We start from the raw sequence: 15,623 nt of genomic DNA on the forward strand, positions 1-15,623 counted from the left end.
GCGCGACGCTGAGGAAATATGGCTTCGACCCGATCGTCCTCCCTGAACGAGCCGGTGCCGGACGGCAATCTGCCGACTGGTTCGTCGGCCGCGCCGGTGCGGGAGATGACGCTCGAGGAATCGCTCGGGGCGCAAATCCGTCTGCTGCGCCGCCGTGCCGATCTGACGGGTGCTGAACTCGCGACCTCGGCCGGAATCTCGCTGGGCATGCTGTCCAAGATCGAGAACGGCCAAATCTCCCCGTCGCTCGCCACGCTCCAGGCGGTGTGCGGCGCTTTGAACGTGCCCCTGAGCCACCTCTTCTCGACCTTTGAGGAGCGGCGGGACAGTTCTCTCGTCAAGAAGGGGCAGGGCGTGGTCATCGAGCGCCGCGGCACCAAGGCTGGGCACGAATACCAGCTTCTGGGGCACGTGCTGGGTGGCCCGGTCGTCATGGAACCGTATCTGATCACCCTCCATGAGGAGGCGCGGCCCTATACGAGCTTCCGCCATGAGGGGATCGAACTGATCTATATGCTGTCGGGGAAGGTGAGATATCGCCACGGCGACCGGAGTTACGATCTGTCCGCCGGCGATACGCTGCTCTTCGACAGCGCGGCGCCGCATGGCCCAGAGGAACTCACGGACAAGCCGATGACCTATCTCTCGATCATCGTCTACCCGCGCCGGCTAGACTGACCCGCTTTCCTGTTGAGAAAGATTTATTCGTGACGGTTGACCTGGGCTGGGCGCGCTCGTAGCCTAATTTCACGGTTAGTCGCCAGGTTGGGGCATAGCGATGTGCGGCATTGTTGGTCTGTTCCTAAAGAACCCGGCGCTGGAGCCTCAGCTTGGCCGGAGGATGACCGAGATGCTGAGGGTTATGAGCGACCGCGGCCCTGACAGCACAGGCTTCGCCCTCTATGGAAGCCCAGTCGCGGAGCGCGTGAAGATGACGCTGCGCGGCCATCGCGATACTGATTTCTCGGCACTAGCGAGCGCGCTCAGCCAGAGGCTCGACATCGCGGTCTCGGTCACCTGTCATGACGATCATGCCGTCCTGTCGGTGCCTTCCCTGGCAGTTGAGGAAGCCAGGAGCGCGCTCGCTGCCCTGTCTTCCGAGGTGAAGGTGGTGGCAACGGGCAGCACGATGGAACTCTACAAGGGTGTCGGGTTGCCTGAGGACGTCACGGACCGCTTTGGTTTGACAGCCATGGGCGGCACTCACGCGATCGGCCATACGCGGATGGCGACCGAGTCCGCGGTGACAATCGCAGGGGCTCATCCGTTTTCGACGGGCGCGGATCAGTGCCTTGTCCACAACGGCTCGCTATCGAACCACAACGCCATTCGCCGCATTCTGAAAGCCGATGGGCAGGTCTTCGAGACCGAGAACGATACGGAGGTCGCGGCGGGCTATCTCTCTTGGAGGCTCGCGCAGGGCGCGCGGCTCGATGAGGCGCTCACGGCCGCGCTGTCCGATCTCGACGGCTTCTACACTTTCGTGGTCGGCACCAAGTCGGGCTTCGGCGTGCTGCGCGATCCCATAGCTTGCAAGCCGGCGGTGATGGCCGAAACCGACGACTATGTGGCCTTCGGTTCCGAATACCGCGCCCTGGTCGATTTGCCTGGCATCGAAGATGCGCGAATCTTCGAGCCCGAACCGCAGAAGGTCTATTTCTGGGAGCGTCAGGCTTGAATGCCATGCCGCATTCCGAGACCGTCGACCTTGCGAGCGTGCCTCTGCGGGAGCTGCACGAACAACTGCATGGGCTGCCCGCCGACACTCACCGCACGTCCTGGCAGATCCTCAATCCGCGTGGCCGGCACGCTGTCGCGGTCGGGCTCGACGCGCCGATACGCGTGAGAGTCAGGGGACATGTCGGCTACTACGCGGCCGGTATGAACCAGAAGGCCATTGTCACCATCGAAGGAAATGCGGGTCCAGGTGTCGCCGAGAACATGATGAGCGGCGAGGTGCGTGTCCTTGGCAATGCCAGCATGGCGGCTGGTGCCACCGGTCGCGGCGGCCTGCTGGTGGTCCGGGGTGACGCCGGTGCACGCTGCGGCATTTCGATGAAAGGCATCGATATCGTCGTGCGTGGTTCCGTGGGTCACATGAGCGCTTTCATGGGCCAGACGGGCAATCTGGTTGTCTGCGGCGACGCGGGAGAAGCTCTCGGGGACAGTTTGTACGAGGCTCGGCTGTTCGTTCGCGGAGCGGTGAAAAGCCTCGGTGCCGATTGCGAGCGCAAGGAAATGAATGAGGCGGACCGCGCTACGCTTGCGGCCCTGCTCCTGCGCGCTGAACTCTCCGAGTTCGACGTCCGAGACTTCGCACTCTACGGGTCGGCACGCAGCCTCTATCACTTCCATGTCGACAATGTGAGTTCGTATTGAGGCCCATGACCGCACCTTCAAAACCGGGACCGCAGACATTGCCGCGCCAGTCGGCGACTTTCGACCGGCATACGATCGCCGAGATCAACCGTGCCGCCGCCACCGGAATCTACGATATCCGTGGCGGTGGAGCGAAACGCAAGCTTCCGCATTTCGACGATCTGCTGTTTCTCGGCGCCTCCATCTCGCGCTATCCGCTGGAGGGGTATCGCGAACGTTGCGACACCAAGGTCACGCTCGGAGGTCGGCTCGCGAAAAAGCCGATCGAGCTCAAGATTCCCGTGACGATCGCCGGGATGTCCTTCGGCGCTTTGTCGGGTCAAGCAAAGGAGGCGCTAGGACGTGGCGCCACGCTCGCCGGAACATCGACGACGACCGGCGATGGTGGCATGACGGAGGAGGAGCGCGGCCATTCGGCGACATTGATCTACCAGTACCTTCCATCGCGCTACGGGATGAACCCGAATGACTTGCGTCGTGCTGACGCGATCGAAATCGTGATCGGCCAAGGTGCTAAGCCAGGCGGCGGTGGCATGTTGCTCGGACAGAAGATTTCCGAGCGCGTGGCGAAGATGCGTGATCTGCCCGAGGGGATCGACCAGCGCTCCGCCTGTCGTCATCCGGATTGGACAGGCCCCGATGACCTTGAGATCAAGATCGAGGAGCTGCGCGAGATTACCGGATGGCAAAAGCCGATCTTTGTGAAGGTGGGCGCCAGCCGGCCTTATTACGATATCGCGCTGGCGGTGAAGGCTGGCGCCGATGTGGTTGTGCTGGACGGCATGCAGGGCGGCACCGCCGCGACGCAGGATGTGTTCATCGAAAATGTTGGTTTGCCGATCCTCGCGGCGATCCGCCCGGCGGTGCAGGCTTTGCAGGATCTCGGGATGCATCGGAAGGTCCAGCTGATCGTTTCGGGCGGAATTCGCAGCGGCGCCGATATGGCGAAGGCCCTCGCGATGGGCGCTGACGCGGTGGCAATCGGAACGGCGGCGCTGATTGCTCTCGGTGACAACAACCCGGCTTGGGAAGAAGAATATCAGAAGCTTGGCACGACCTCCGGTGCTTATGATGACTGGCATGAGGGCCGCGACCCGGCCGGCATCACCACTCAGGATCCGGCGCTCGCCGCGCGGCTCGATCCGATTGTTGGTGGCAGGCGGCTCGCAAATTTCCTTTCCGTGATGACGCTGGAGGCACAGGCGATCGCGCGGGCCTGCGGGAAAAGCCACCTTCATAATCTGGAGCCAGAGGACTTGGTCGCATTGACCATGGAGGCCGCCGCAATGGCGCGCATCCCCCTGGCGGGGACCGATTGGTATCCTGGAAAAGCTGGTTTCTGACGCCTCACTTACCCCGCCCTGCGTAGCCTCGCCGCGGCATCATCCCAACCTTTCGGAGACAGAACATTGATGGCCGAGGAACTCCGATTGAAGGAAGAACAGCTCGCGGTGCTGGCTGAAGCGCATGGTGTTCGCTATTTCCTGATCTCCTTCACGGATCTTCTCGGCCATCAGCGTGCCAAACTGGTGCCGGCCTCCGCGATTGCCGGCATGCAGAAGAACGGCGCAGGCTTCGCGGGTTTCGCCGCGGCCTTCGACATGTCGCCCGCAGATCCCGATCTGATCGCTATGCCAGATCCAGCAAGCTTCGTGCGGCTGCCTTGGAAACCGGAGGTGGGCTGGGTCGCTTCTGATCTTTACATGCGTGGCGAGCTGATCCAACAGGGACCACGGAACGCGCTCAGGCGCGTGATTGCCCAGGCGGCGCAGCTTGGCTACACCGTGAAAAGCGGCGTCGAATGCGAGTTCTTTCTCGTGACACCGGATGCGCAGGCCATCGCCGACGGGGGCGACACGGCGGCTAAACCCTGCTACGACGCTTCCGCCCTCATGCGCCGCTATGATGTCATCGCCGAAATCTGCGACGCGATGGCGGATCTGGGATGGGAGCCGTATCAGAACGATCATGAGGATGCGAACGGGCAGTTCGAAATGAACTGGCTGTTCGACGAGGCTCTGGTCACAGCCGACCGCCATGTCTTCTTCAAGTTTCTTGCCCGCTCGATCGCCGAGAAACATGGGCTGCGCGCCACTTTCATGCCCAAGCCATTCCTGCATCTCACCGGCAGCGGCTGCCACGCGCATGTGTCGCTTTGGCAAGGCGAGCGAAATATCTCCAGCGAAGATAGCGATCCACTGGGTCTTTCTCCGATCGGCTACCACGTCGTGGGCGGCCTGGTTCACAACGCGGAGGCGTTATGCGCGCTTCTTAATCCGACCGTGAACTCCTACAAACGGATCAATGCGCCGCGCACGATATCGGGCGCTACCTGGTCCCCCAACACCGTGACCTTCGGTGGCGACAACCGCACGCATATGATCCGCGTCCCAGGCGGCGGGCGGTTCGAGATGCGGCTACCGGACGGGGCGGCAAATCCGTATTTACTGCAAGCGGGTATCATCGCGGCGGCAATCGACGGCATCGAGGAGAAGCGAGATCCAGGCACACCGCTCGACATCGACATGTATGCGCAGGGCCACGCGCACAAGGACGTCAAACGCCTGCCGCTCAACCTGCTCGACGCTCTGCGTGCGCTCGAAATCTCAGCGCCACTGCGCAAGCGGCTGGGGGGCGGGCTTGTCGAGCCCTATCTCAAACTGAAGCATGCTGAGTGGGATAGTTATTGCGGCCACCTTACAGAGTGGGAGCGGCAAACCACCCTTGACTGCTGAGCCACCGGGCACACTGCTGATCGAAGGACTTTGTTGCAGAGCGGAAAATTCCGTCCCGTCCCCACTCCAATCTAGCGGCATTCCCGCTCCACGACGACATCGATTCAGCGAAAGTTGAGTGTGATGATCTATTACTGAGCCGCGCCCCTGACATCGTCATGGCACGCGGGGGCAGTTGGGGCATGCCGTGCCATCCACGCCTCGCATTCGTCACGCGAGCAGAGACGTGGATGCTCGGCCTTCCGAGCATAACCTGGTGGAATGAGCACGGTTCATACAAAAGACAACCCACCCTACATCGTCTGAACCAGTAGACATCATGTCGCTTGGTCAATGCCATTTTGCCAGATCAGATCACGAAAATCACCGCTCGCAGGAGCAAAACTGCGCTCCACGGCACAACAATTGCAAATAGCTTTCTGGTGATGACCCAGACCTGGGCGCGCTCGATGACAAGTGGAAGCCGTTACATCCCATAGCAAGCACGGAGCGTCAAAATGCCAGAGTTGAGAACGGATAGTTTGAGTTTTCTCGAGGCAATCGGCCAATCTGTGGCGAATGTCTCGCCAACCCTTACGCCTGCCATTGCGGTTGCCGTCGTGGCCGCGACCGCTGGAACGGCGTCATGGCTGGTCTATGTTCTTGCGACGATCGCGCTCGTGGTGGTTGGCTATAATATCGGCAAACTCGCGGGCAAGATTTCGGCAGCAGGGTCCTTTTTCATCTACGTGTCACGTGGTCTTGGCCCGACGACGGGAATGCTCGCCGGATGGGCCATGCTGGCGGCCTATGTCTTCACCGCGATGGCATTGACGGCGGCGACTGCTCTGTTCCTGCAGTCCTTGATTACCGCCTTCGGCTTCCCCGGCATCGTGCCGAGCTACATTCTCTACTTTGTGATCAGCGCTCTGGTCTATGTCTTCGCAATCCGCGACATCCGCTTCTCCTCAAGGCTGGGTCTTGGCCTTGAGGTCGTTTCTGTTGCGATCATCGCGGTAGTTTGCTTCCTTTCGTGGAAGCATCATGGCTTTGCCCTCGACGTGAAACAGGCCCGCCTGCAGGGTGCCAGCTTCGGAGCTGTCGCTCAGTCGATCGTCTTCGGCATCTTCTCCTATGTAGGCTTCGAAAGCGCCGCCACTCTCGGCAAAGAGACTCGCAATCCAAAAAAGGTGATACCGCGAGCGGTCATACTGACGCCAATTCTGGCCGGCACGGTCTTCATTGTGACCACTTATCTCATCGTTCAAGGCTTCAACGACGATACCGCCAAGCTCGGGGCGAGCACCGGACCGCTGTCGGAGATTGTGGGTAAGAGCGCCGCGCTGACGATCCTGGTCTATATCGGTGCAATGGTGAGCTGCTTTGCCTGCGCTTTGGCCTCTATCAACTCGTTCTCGCGCATACTGTTCTCACTCGGACGCTATCAATTTGTGCACCACACGATGGGAATTGTGCATGAACGACACAGGACTCCGCATGTTGCCGTAACAATCGGCGTAGTGATCAACTTCGTCGCCTGCGCCGCGTTCTACAAGCATTCAGAGACGGATCTGCTCGGCTGGTTCGGCACGGTCGCGAGCTTCGGCTTTATCGTGGTCTATCTGATGTGCTCGATTGCGGCTCCAGTGCTTCTGCGCAAGACCGGGGACGGCACGCCAATGGTCTACGTGATGGGGGGCATCGGCAGCATATTGATGGTCTTGTCTCTGGTCGGCAGCGTCTATCCCGTGCCGGCGGCTCCCTATGACTACCTGCCCTATGGCTTCGCGGCCTATATGCTCGTGGGAGGAATTTGGTTCGTCATGCTAAAGAATCGTAGCCCGCAAGTTCTTCTCGGGATCGAGCACGATCTCGAAGGCGTTATGCTCGGCGCCAAATAGGGCCTAGCGGTATCGTGAGAGGCGACCTGTCGGGGACCGGCTTTGAAGGCTCGGCGGCCCTGGCAGCGGCTCGCTACCCCGACCTCACTCAGGAGACGCCGGACGCTATCCATCCGCCTCTGTTTTCGAATACCCTCCGCTGGACGGAAACAGGAACCCGCCGGGATCGGGCGTTGACGCATGGCCGCAACAATCCGGCACGGGTGACGACAGGGAGAGACGACATGGGCGAGTTTGGCTTTAAGGGAAACGGTCACTCTTTCGGGCGGCCGGCATCGCTCCCGCTCGGTGTGTTGCAAGACACCCGCTATCCGGACCCTCGGGTCGAGTCGCTGGACCCCCGGTTCAAAGCCCGCCAGGGAAACGCAGGCATCGAGCGGATCGCGACAGGCTTCCGCTGGGCGGAGGGCCCGGTCTACTTCCCCGCCGGCGGTTATCTGCTGTGGAGCGACATCCCGAACAATCGAATCATGCGTTGGCTGGAAGACGATGGTCATGTCAGCGTGTTCCGCACGGATAGCCACTATGCGAATGGCAATACGCGCGATCGCGAAGGACGGCTCGTCACCTGCGAGCATGACTCGCGCCGTGTTACCCGCACGGAGGCGGATGGCCGGATTACCGTTCTGATGGATCGCCACCTTGGGAAACGCCTCAACTCACCAAATGATGTGGTCGTCGCATCCGATGGCGCGATCTGGTTCACGGATCCAGGTTACGGCATAGACGGGCCTTACGAGGGTCATACCGCAGAGGCAGAGCTGCCGAGGCAGGTCTATCGCCTCGATCCCGTACGGGGCGAGGCAACGGTTGTCGCGGATGATTTCACCCGCCCGAATGGCCTGGCCTTCTCGCCGGATGAGTCTCGCTTGTATATCGTGGATAGCGGGCTCACCCATGGCGGACCGGCGCATATTCGCGTTTTTGACGTGAAGGGCGGCAAGCTCAGCGGTGGCCGAGTGTTCGCGGATGGCTTCGCTCCGGGCCTCACGGATGGGCTGCGGACGGATGCGGATGGGAACGTCTGGTGCAGCATGGGATGGGCGGACCCGGCTGAGGACGGCGTCCGTTGCTACGCGCCGGATGGTGATCTCATCGGAAAGGTACACCTGCCCGAAACCTGCGCCAATCTGTGCTTCGGCGGCAGGCGAGGACACCGGCTGTTCATGGCGGCCAGCAGCTCGGTCTATGCGCTCTATCTGAACATGACCGGGGCCTCTCGGCCGGGTTGACTGTGCGGGTCTATGGCCCGATGCCTGCGGATCGACCCAGATCCGGTCGGCGGATCGGTCAGTAATGCTTTGACGTGAGGTGCCAGGTTGCTCCCTCATGAGGTCGGGGAGGAAAATACGGATGTTTCAGCAATATCTTACGCCGATAGCGGGAAGTCTGGGCCTTTCGTTCATCGTAGCGGCCCTGCCGATCCTGACCGTGCTCGTTCTTCTCGGGGGGCTGCGTCGCCCTGGGTGGGAGGCGGCGCTGGCCGGGCTTGTGGTTGGTATCCTGGTCGCGGTTCTGGGCTGGCATGTGCCCGTCGGCATCACCCTCGACTCGGCCGTCGCGGGCGTGGTTTTCGCGCTTTGGCCGATCATGTGGATCGTCGTCGCCGCGCTGACCATTTACAATATCGCCGTCGTCTCGGGACGCTTCGACGCCTTCAGGGATTGGGTGCTGGAGCATATGCCCGACGACAAGCGGGTTGTGCTTATTATACTTGGCTTCTGCTTCGGCGCTTTGCTGGAGGGCATCGCCGGATTCGGTACGCCGGTCGCCATTATCTCGTCGCTGCTCATTATGATTGGCTGGGCGCCAATTGAGGCGCTGACCTTCACGCTCATTTTCGACACCGCTCCAGTGGCCTTTGGCGCGCTCGGCGTTCCCGTCACCGTTCTCGGCTCCGTCACGCATCTATCGGATGTGTCGCTAGGGGCAATGGTGGGGCGGCAGTTGCCATTCTTCGCCTTCCTCTTGCCGTTCTATGTGATGTTCGTCTTCGGAGGCTTGCGGTCCGTTCGGGCATTGCTGCCACTGCTTTTCGTCGCCGGTGGCAGCTTCGCGCTGACGCAGTTCTTCACATCGAACTACCTCGACTATCGTCTGACCGATGTGCTCGCCTCTCTCGTCTCGCTGATCGTCTCGATCGGCTTCCTGAAAATATGGTCGCCGGCGCCTGATGCGCGGTTCGCGATGAAACATGTCGCGGCGGGGCAGGGGCGATTGTCGAAGGTTTCTGGTTGGCAAGGCTGGGTGCCTTGGCTATTGGTCTCCGCGGTCGTCATTATCTGGACCACCCTGAAGATCTTCCTGATTGGCGAGCAGAAACTCCCCTGGCCCGGGCTGCATAATGCGGTTTTCATTACCCTCTATAATAAGCCCTATGCCGCGATTTGGGATTTTCAACCGTTCGCGACGGGAACCGCGATTTTCGTCTCGGCTATCGCCACGGCGCTGCTGCTTGGTGTCAGCGTCACCGAATTCTTTCGCTGCTTCGGCCGTACCTTCATTCAGCTCCGGCTGGCGATCCTTACCGTCGCCTTCATCATCGCGCTTGCTTATGTGATGAATTATGGCGGGATGACATATACACTTGGTAAAGCGGTCGCATCCCTGGGTGGCCTGCTATTTCCGGTTGCCTCTGCCTTCCTCGGCTGGGTCGCTGTGTTCCTCTCGGGCTCCGACACCTCGGGCAATGCGCTGTTCGGGAATTTGCAGGTCGTGGCGGCGAATCAACTCAAGCTCAACCCCATCCTTTTTGCCGCAACGAACTCGTCCGGCGGCGTGATGGGTAAGATGATCTCACCGCAGAATATCGCAACCGGTGTCTCCGTCACCGAACTCGTTGGACAGGAGGGCAATGTTTTTCGGCGAACCTTCAAGCATAGTGTCTTTCTCACTTTGCTGGTCGGCCTCCTCGCTCTTCTCCAGCAATATGTTGTCCCTTGGATGATCCCACACTGAGAGGAAATGTCCGGGGTCACATGATAAGCCGTGACCCTGGCGCGTGCGCCTGATGCTGGGCGCGAAAGGACGGCAACTCGCGTCGTATCAAAGAACCGCCAGCACCCCGCCATCCACGTAAATCACCTGACCGTTCACGAAGCTCGAAGCGGCCGAGGCCAAAAACACCGCGGCCCCTTTGAGCTCCTCGACGCGCCCCCAGCGGCCTGATGGTGTCCTCTTGCGCAGCCACGCATCGAATACCGGATCGTCGCGCAGCTTGCTGTTCAGCTCAGTTTCGAAGTAGCCCGGGCCGATCGCGTTGATCTGCAGCCCATGCTGCGCCCAATCCGCACACATCCCGCGCGTCAGCATCTTCACCGCACCCTTCGACGCCGTGTACGGCGCGATTGTCGGACGGGCCGCCTCACTCTGCAGGCTCGCAATGTTGATGATCTTACCCTGGCCTCTGGGAATCATCCTGCGTGCGACGGCTTGACCCACGAAGAACACGCTATCGAGGTTCGTCCGCATCACCTCCCGCCAAGTCTCAACAGAGAACTCGTCGAGGGGTTGGCGCCGCTGGATACCGGCATTGTTGACGAGGATATCGATCGGCCCAACCTCAGCCTCGATCCGGGCAATTCCGGCTTCAACCGCTGTCGGATCCGTGACATCGAAGGCACCGAGCCCGTTGTCGGCCGGAAGAGCTTGCGCGCCGAGCGCGTGGGCTGCCGCGGACAGCCGGCTTGCGTCTCGGCCATTCAGCACGACCCGCGCGCCCGCCTCCGCCAAACCTTCGGCGATCGCGAAGCCGATCCCCTGGCTCGAACCCGTGATCACCGCAAGACGCCCATCGAGATTGAAGAGATCCGATCGCTTTACCCCACCTGTTCGCACCACCACCCCCACCACAAAAAACTTCTTCCTAGGAACGATCGATGTTATGCCGAGGCAACCGCGCACATTCAAGTGTAGTGGCCCGCCCTGCATAGTAATGGGGTGAACATCCGGCGAAGATCGGCAAGAAGGCGCGGGAGGAATCGAGCGGCGTGTGCAAGGTGATCCGACCCCCCTCGAAAGCTGATCTTTGCGTAAGGTGACGGCGGCGCGCCGATCATCGAGCCCAAGATCAAGGGAGAAAAATACTGATGAGACTTACCGAAACCGAAATGTGCGGCGCGGTCTTCCTCGGCGTGGCGCTCTTACTCGGCTTTTCAGCGGCGGCACGAGCAGATGACGTGCTGTCCCAGGCGAAGGCGGTGGTCGCCGCCGCGACGGCGCCTGCATCAGCCTGGACCGGCCCGACCACGGGGCCCGTCGCGGCAACAGGTAAAACCGTCGTGTATGTCGCAGCGGATCTTCGCAACGGCGGCATTCAAGAGGTTGGCGACGGCGTCAAGCAGGCGGGTGCCAAGATCGGTTGGACGATCCGAGTGCTCGACGGGCAAGGGAGTATATCCGGCATTCAATCCGCTTTCGGCCAGGCCATGGCGCTCAAGCCCAATGGGATCGTCATCGGTGGCTATGACGTCGTGCAAAATGCCGCGAGCATCCAGCAGGCGGTCGACCAGGGCATAAAGATTGTCGCCTGGCATGGCGGCCCGAAGCCGGGCGCGATGCCGGACGAGCATGTTTTCACCAATATCACGAGCGACAGCGCTAATGTGGCCAAGGTTGCCGCCGACTATGCGATTGCGATGAGCGACGGACATGCCGGCGTCATCGTCTTCACCGATAGTGCCTATGCGATTGCGCTGTCGAAAGCCCGGATGATGCGCGACGAGGTGAAACGTTGCACCGAATGCACGATCCTGTCCTTCGAGGACACGCCGCTCGCGGATACCAGCACGCGCATGCCGCAGCTCACTACCTCTCTGCTGCAGCGTTATGGCGCGAAATGGACCTATTCCCTCGCGATCAATGACCTCTATTACGATTTCATGGGGCCGTCCCTCACCGACGCGGGCCGTGACCCGGCCGGGCCGCCCGTCAATATCAGCGCGGGCGACGGGAGCATCTCGGCCTATGAGCGGATCCGGTCCGGTCAGTTTCAGGCGGCGACGGTGCCGGAGCCTCTGATCCTCCAGGGTTGGCAGGTGATCGACGAGCTCAATCGTGCCTTCGCGGGACAGGCGCCATCGGGCTATGTCGCGCCGGTGCATCTCGTTACGGCGAAGAACGTCGATCAAGACGGCGGCAAGAAGGATATCTATGACCCGGACAATCACTACCGGGACGCCTACGCGAAAATCTGGGGAAAATGAGTTTCCGCTGACGCCAGGAAAATAACCCGGGAGGCTGGCGTCACATTCCCAGGAATGCAAAAAAGGCATGCCCTAGCGCTGATTCGGGCGTCCCTAAAGGAGATCAGCCATGAAAGCTGAGCGAGTGGCCTTAGTTACAGGTGCCGGCGGCGGGATTGGCCGCGCGGTTTCATTGGCTCTCTTGGCCGATGGTTGGAATGTAGTCCTAGCCGGCCGGGGCGTGGAAGCGCTAGAGCAAACGGCGGCGCTGGCGGGCGAACGCAGGCCCGCCGCCATGATCAAGTCGACGGATGTCGCCGACCCGCAGGCGGTCGATGCGCTGTTTGAGACTTTGCGTCAGCGCTTCGTACGTCTGGACCTTCTATTCAACAATGCCGGCGTCAATGTCTCCGCGTCGCCCGACGAACTGACCTTCGAGCAGTGGAACACTGTTGTCTCAGTCAATCTGACGGGCGTTTTCTTGTGTGCTCAAGGTGCTTTTCGCCTGATGCGCGATCAGAATCCGCAGGGTGGCCGTATCATCAATAACGGATCGATCTCGGCGCATGCGCCACGCCCGAACTCAATCGCTTATACCGCGACAAAGCACGCAGTGACTGGCCTGACGAAGTCGCTCTCCCTCGACGGGCGGCAGCACAACATCGCTTGCGGCCAAATCGACATTGGCAATGCGCTCACCCCCATGGCAGCCAGGATGCAAACCGGTGTGCCGCAGGCAGATGGCAGAATCGCGGTCGAACCGGTCATGGATGTCGCGGCAGTCGCGCGCAGCGTTGTCTTCATGGCATCGATGCCACCCGACGCGAATGTCCAGACGATAACCGTCATGGCAACCAAAATGCCCTTCGTCGGCCGAGGATAGTACCCCTCGATGCTTGTCGGGATCGACTGGGGCGGAACGAAGATCGAAGGCGTGGCGCTCTCGCCTGAAGGCCGGGAACTTCTGCGAATACGGCGGGATACGCCGCGGCAGGATTATCGCGGATGCATTGGGGTCATCGTCGATCTGGTCGCCCGGCTTGAGAGCGAGACCGGAATGACCGGCCATATCGGCATCGGCATCCCGGGATCACTGGAGCCCCTGTCACGTCTTGGCAAAGGCGCAAGCTCAACCTGGCTTTTGGGCAAGCCAGTTGAGGCCGATCTGCGGCAGGCCCTTCAGCGACCAATTCGTGTCGAGAATGATGCCGATTGCCTTGCCGCTTCCGAGGCTGTGGATGGCGCCGGTGCCAATTTCAATGTTGTTTTTGCGGTCATCCTGGGAAGTGGTGCGGGCGCCGGAATCGCTGTGGGCGGCCGCGCTCATCACGGTGCGAACAATAGCGCGGGCGAGTGGGGCCATAATCCTCTGCCATTTTCAACCCCAGCCGAGACCCCTGGCGCGCCCTGCTATTGCGGCAAACACGGTTGTTTGGAGACCTGGATCTCCGGCCGCTCTTTCGAGGCCGACTATGCTCGGCATGCGGATGTTCCCTTGAAGTCTCGCGAGATTGTTGAGAAAATGCGAAATGGCGATCATCTCGCCACTCTCGTATGGCGGCGTTATGTGGATCGGGCCGCGCGTGGCCTATCCGTGGTCGTGAACACGCTTGATCCTGACATCTTCGTGATGGGCGGCGGGATGTCCAATATTGATGAGCTTTATGTCGATCTTCCCGAAAGCATAGCGCGCTATACATTTTCGCCGGTATTCTCCACACCGATCCGCAAAGCGCTCCACGGCGATTCGAGCGGCGTACGTGGTGCTGCGTGGCTCTGGCGAGACGCTTCCACTGCCAGTCGCTGCGTCTAACAGAGAGAAGAATCGATATGCAGGCATGTGACCTGGACGCTCGCTTCGACTTCGCAGCCATTTTGGTGAAGGAAGCAGGCGCGCTGGCGCATTCATACTTTCTCCGGCTGGAAACACTCACCGTCAAGAACAAGGGTCCGCAGGATGTAGTGAGCGAGGCGGATTTGAACGTCGAAATTCTCATCAAGGACCGCCTCAAATCACGCTTCCCAGAAGACGGTTTCTTGGGAGAGGAAACAGGACGGAGTGAGGTTGAGAACGAAGGCGGCATCTGGGTCGTAGACCCGATTGACGGCACTCAGCCTTTCATAAGCGGCATGAGCGCCTGGTGTGTCTCTATCGCTTTCGTCCTGAACGGAATTGTCGAGATGGGCTTCGTTTATGCGCCGGTGCGGGAGGAGCTGTTTGTTGGGAGAAGAAATGCGGGCGCGACACTGAACGGTCATCCGATCACCGTCAGCAAGGCGGCGAGTTTTGCAGACGGGATACTCGGCATCGGCTATTCATCGCGCTCTGCACCCGCGACCTTCTTGGAAATGTTTGGCCGTGTTCTTCATGCGGGCGGAACCTTCTATCGGGAAGGCTCAGGCGCGCTCACTCTCTGCTATGTCGCTTGCGGTAGGCTCATCGGCTATGTCGAGCAGCACATCAATTCTTGGGATTGCTTGGGCGCCGTGGCTGTCGTCGAGGCGGCCAACGGGCGCGTCTCGAATTTCATGGCAAACGAGGGCCTGTGGCAGGGCAATCCGCTCGCCGCTGGGCCGCCAGACCTTTATCCGCTGCTAGCGGAGCTCCTTGGACAAAGTAGTTCGATACCCGAGGTCGGCTAAGAATAGCTACCGGGCGCTGCAGGGCAACCGACTCTCCGGGAAATCCGAGCATTGGTAGCCGACGGAGTCCCACTGGAAGTCGATGGTCCTCGCTTGGTGAGGCTGCACTACTATCGCATCGATGCTGATGACGCGGTCGTCGGCGTCGAAGGTGAAATTCACCTCCCCGGCTCCGAGCTGTTTTCCATCACCGTAATTGCTTAGGTAGTGAAGGCGATCCTCGCTCGGGCGGCCAGTTGCCCCCATCGAGCTTATAACCTGCGCGCGGCTGACCCCGCGCATGCTCCGCAGGAAATCGCGTGTCAGCGGGACACAGGAGATGTCCGTCGGTGCCGCAATCGGAAGGCTCTTGTTCCAGCAGGCCAAACCGGCCGCGCGCGCCATTCCGGCAGTGTTCAGTGCCAAGCTTGCTGCCAGCATCATCGTGACAGCCGCACGGGGTCTCATACGAGCCTCCTGTCGCACGAAGATTAGGCGCATTCGTAACGATTGTCACTGGCGTTACGGCGCCCGCCGCGCTCTCCGCGACACCTTGCAAACCATCGTCCTTTTCGCAGGCCGCCATGGGCGGCCAGCGAATCAATCGGCGTCTGGCGGGAGATAAGTGCCGATTTGCCGCACGCGATCGCGGTCTTCCTCTGAAGCGTCCGACGGCACGGTTACGACAAGTCGGAGGTCAGGGCGCTTCGCGCGAATGACGCGCGCGGCGGCCAGCGCGGTCCTCAAATCATCGAACCGACGGTCATCCTCGCGGACTCCATCGGGATTATGAAGCTTCAATCGCCACACACCCAAGGCCGTCT

14 protein-coding genes are annotated in these 15,623 nt (G+C 60.8%); 12 read left to right on the forward strand and 2 right to left on the reverse strand.

Features of this window, described 5'->3' with window-relative positions; translation table 11 throughout:
* The first annotated feature begins 18 nt into the window (after positions 1-18).
* From GSQ83_RS24140 to GSQ83_RS24175, 8 genes are all read left to right on the forward strand, one after another.
* Entirely contained in the window at positions 19-678 is a 660-nt protein-coding gene (locus GSQ83_RS24140) for an XRE family transcriptional regulator (protein WP_158805422.1), read from the forward strand.
* Between the two features lie 100 nt (positions 679-778).
* A complete protein-coding gene (locus tag GSQ83_RS24145; RefSeq protein ID WP_158805423.1) occupies positions 779-1,678 on the forward strand; it encodes a glutamine amidotransferase family protein in 900 nt (299 codons plus the stop codon).
* 5 nt (positions 1,679-1,683) lie between these two features.
* Positions 1,684-2,379, forward strand: a complete 696-nt coding sequence (locus GSQ83_RS24150) for a protein glxC (protein ID WP_158805424.1) — start codon at positions 1,684-1,686, stop codon at positions 2,377-2,379.
* A gap of 5 nt (positions 2,380-2,384) precedes the next feature.
* The gene (locus tag GSQ83_RS24155) at positions 2,385-3,722 is read left to right on the forward strand and encodes an FMN-binding glutamate synthase family protein (RefSeq protein ID WP_158805425.1); all 1,338 of its coding nucleotides are present in this window, start codon (positions 2,385-2,387) and stop codon (positions 3,720-3,722) included.
* Positions 3,723-3,809: 87 nt separating this feature from the next.
* Positions 3,810-5,114: a type III glutamate--ammonia ligase gene (gene glnT, locus GSQ83_RS24160; RefSeq protein WP_371418067.1), complete on the forward strand. Its 1,305-nt coding sequence runs from the start codon at positions 3,810-3,812 to the stop codon at positions 5,112-5,114.
* Between the two features lie 497 nt (positions 5,115-5,611).
* A complete protein-coding gene (locus GSQ83_RS24165) occupies positions 5,612-6,994 on the forward strand; it encodes an APC family permease (protein WP_158805427.1) in 1,383 nt (460 codons plus the stop codon).
* Between the two features lie 14 nt (positions 6,995-7,008).
* Positions 7,009-8,226 carry an SMP-30/gluconolactonase/LRE family protein gene (locus GSQ83_RS24170; RefSeq protein ID WP_371418068.1) on the forward strand — a complete coding sequence of 406 codons (1,218 nt, stop codon included), beginning with the start codon at positions 7,009-7,011 and terminating at the stop codon, positions 8,224-8,226.
* 121 nt (positions 8,227-8,347) lie between these two features.
* Positions 8,348-9,952, forward strand: coding sequence for an L-lactate permease (locus GSQ83_RS24175; protein ID WP_158805428.1), 1,605 nt, complete (start codon positions 8,348-8,350; stop codon positions 9,950-9,952).
* Between the two features lie 87 nt (positions 9,953-10,039).
* On the opposite strand, the gene GSQ83_RS24180 is transcribed toward GSQ83_RS24175, so the two are convergent.
* Complete coding sequence (locus GSQ83_RS24180) at positions 10,040-10,846, reverse strand: SDR family oxidoreductase (RefSeq protein WP_254065878.1); 807 nt, start codon at positions 10,844-10,846, stop codon at positions 10,040-10,042.
* Positions 10,847-11,082: 236 nt separating this feature from the next.
* Between GSQ83_RS24180 and GSQ83_RS24185 the strand changes: the two genes are divergently transcribed.
* The 4 genes from GSQ83_RS24185 to GSQ83_RS24200 all read left to right on the forward strand — a co-directional run bounded on the left by GSQ83_RS24185 (position 11,083) and on the right by GSQ83_RS24200 (position 14,820).
* Complete coding sequence (locus GSQ83_RS24185; RefSeq protein WP_254065879.1) at positions 11,083-12,198, forward strand: substrate-binding domain-containing protein; 1,116 nt, start codon at positions 11,083-11,085, stop codon at positions 12,196-12,198.
* Positions 12,199-12,307: 109 nt separating this feature from the next.
* The gene (locus tag GSQ83_RS24190; RefSeq protein WP_158805430.1) at positions 12,308-13,060 is read left to right on the forward strand and encodes an SDR family oxidoreductase; all 753 of its coding nucleotides are present in this window, start codon (positions 12,308-12,310) and stop codon (positions 13,058-13,060) included.
* 9 nt (positions 13,061-13,069) lie between these two features.
* Positions 13,070-13,990: an ROK family protein gene (locus tag GSQ83_RS24195; RefSeq protein ID WP_158805431.1), complete on the forward strand. Its 921-nt coding sequence runs from the start codon at positions 13,070-13,072 to the stop codon at positions 13,988-13,990.
* Between the two features lie 17 nt (positions 13,991-14,007).
* Positions 14,008-14,820, forward strand: coding sequence for an inositol monophosphatase (locus GSQ83_RS24200; protein WP_216850548.1), 813 nt, complete (start codon positions 14,008-14,010; stop codon positions 14,818-14,820).
* A gap of 6 nt (positions 14,821-14,826) precedes the next feature.
* On the opposite strand, the gene GSQ83_RS24205 is transcribed toward GSQ83_RS24200, so the two are convergent.
* Positions 14,827-15,267: a hypothetical protein gene (locus GSQ83_RS24205; protein ID WP_158805432.1), complete on the reverse strand. Its 441-nt coding sequence runs from the start codon at positions 15,265-15,267 to the stop codon at positions 14,827-14,829.
* Positions 15,268-15,623: the final 356 nt, after the last annotated feature.

Source organism: Acidisoma sp. L85, assembly GCF_009765865.1.
Lineage (GTDB): Bacteria > Pseudomonadota > Alphaproteobacteria > Acetobacterales > Acetobacteraceae > Acidisoma.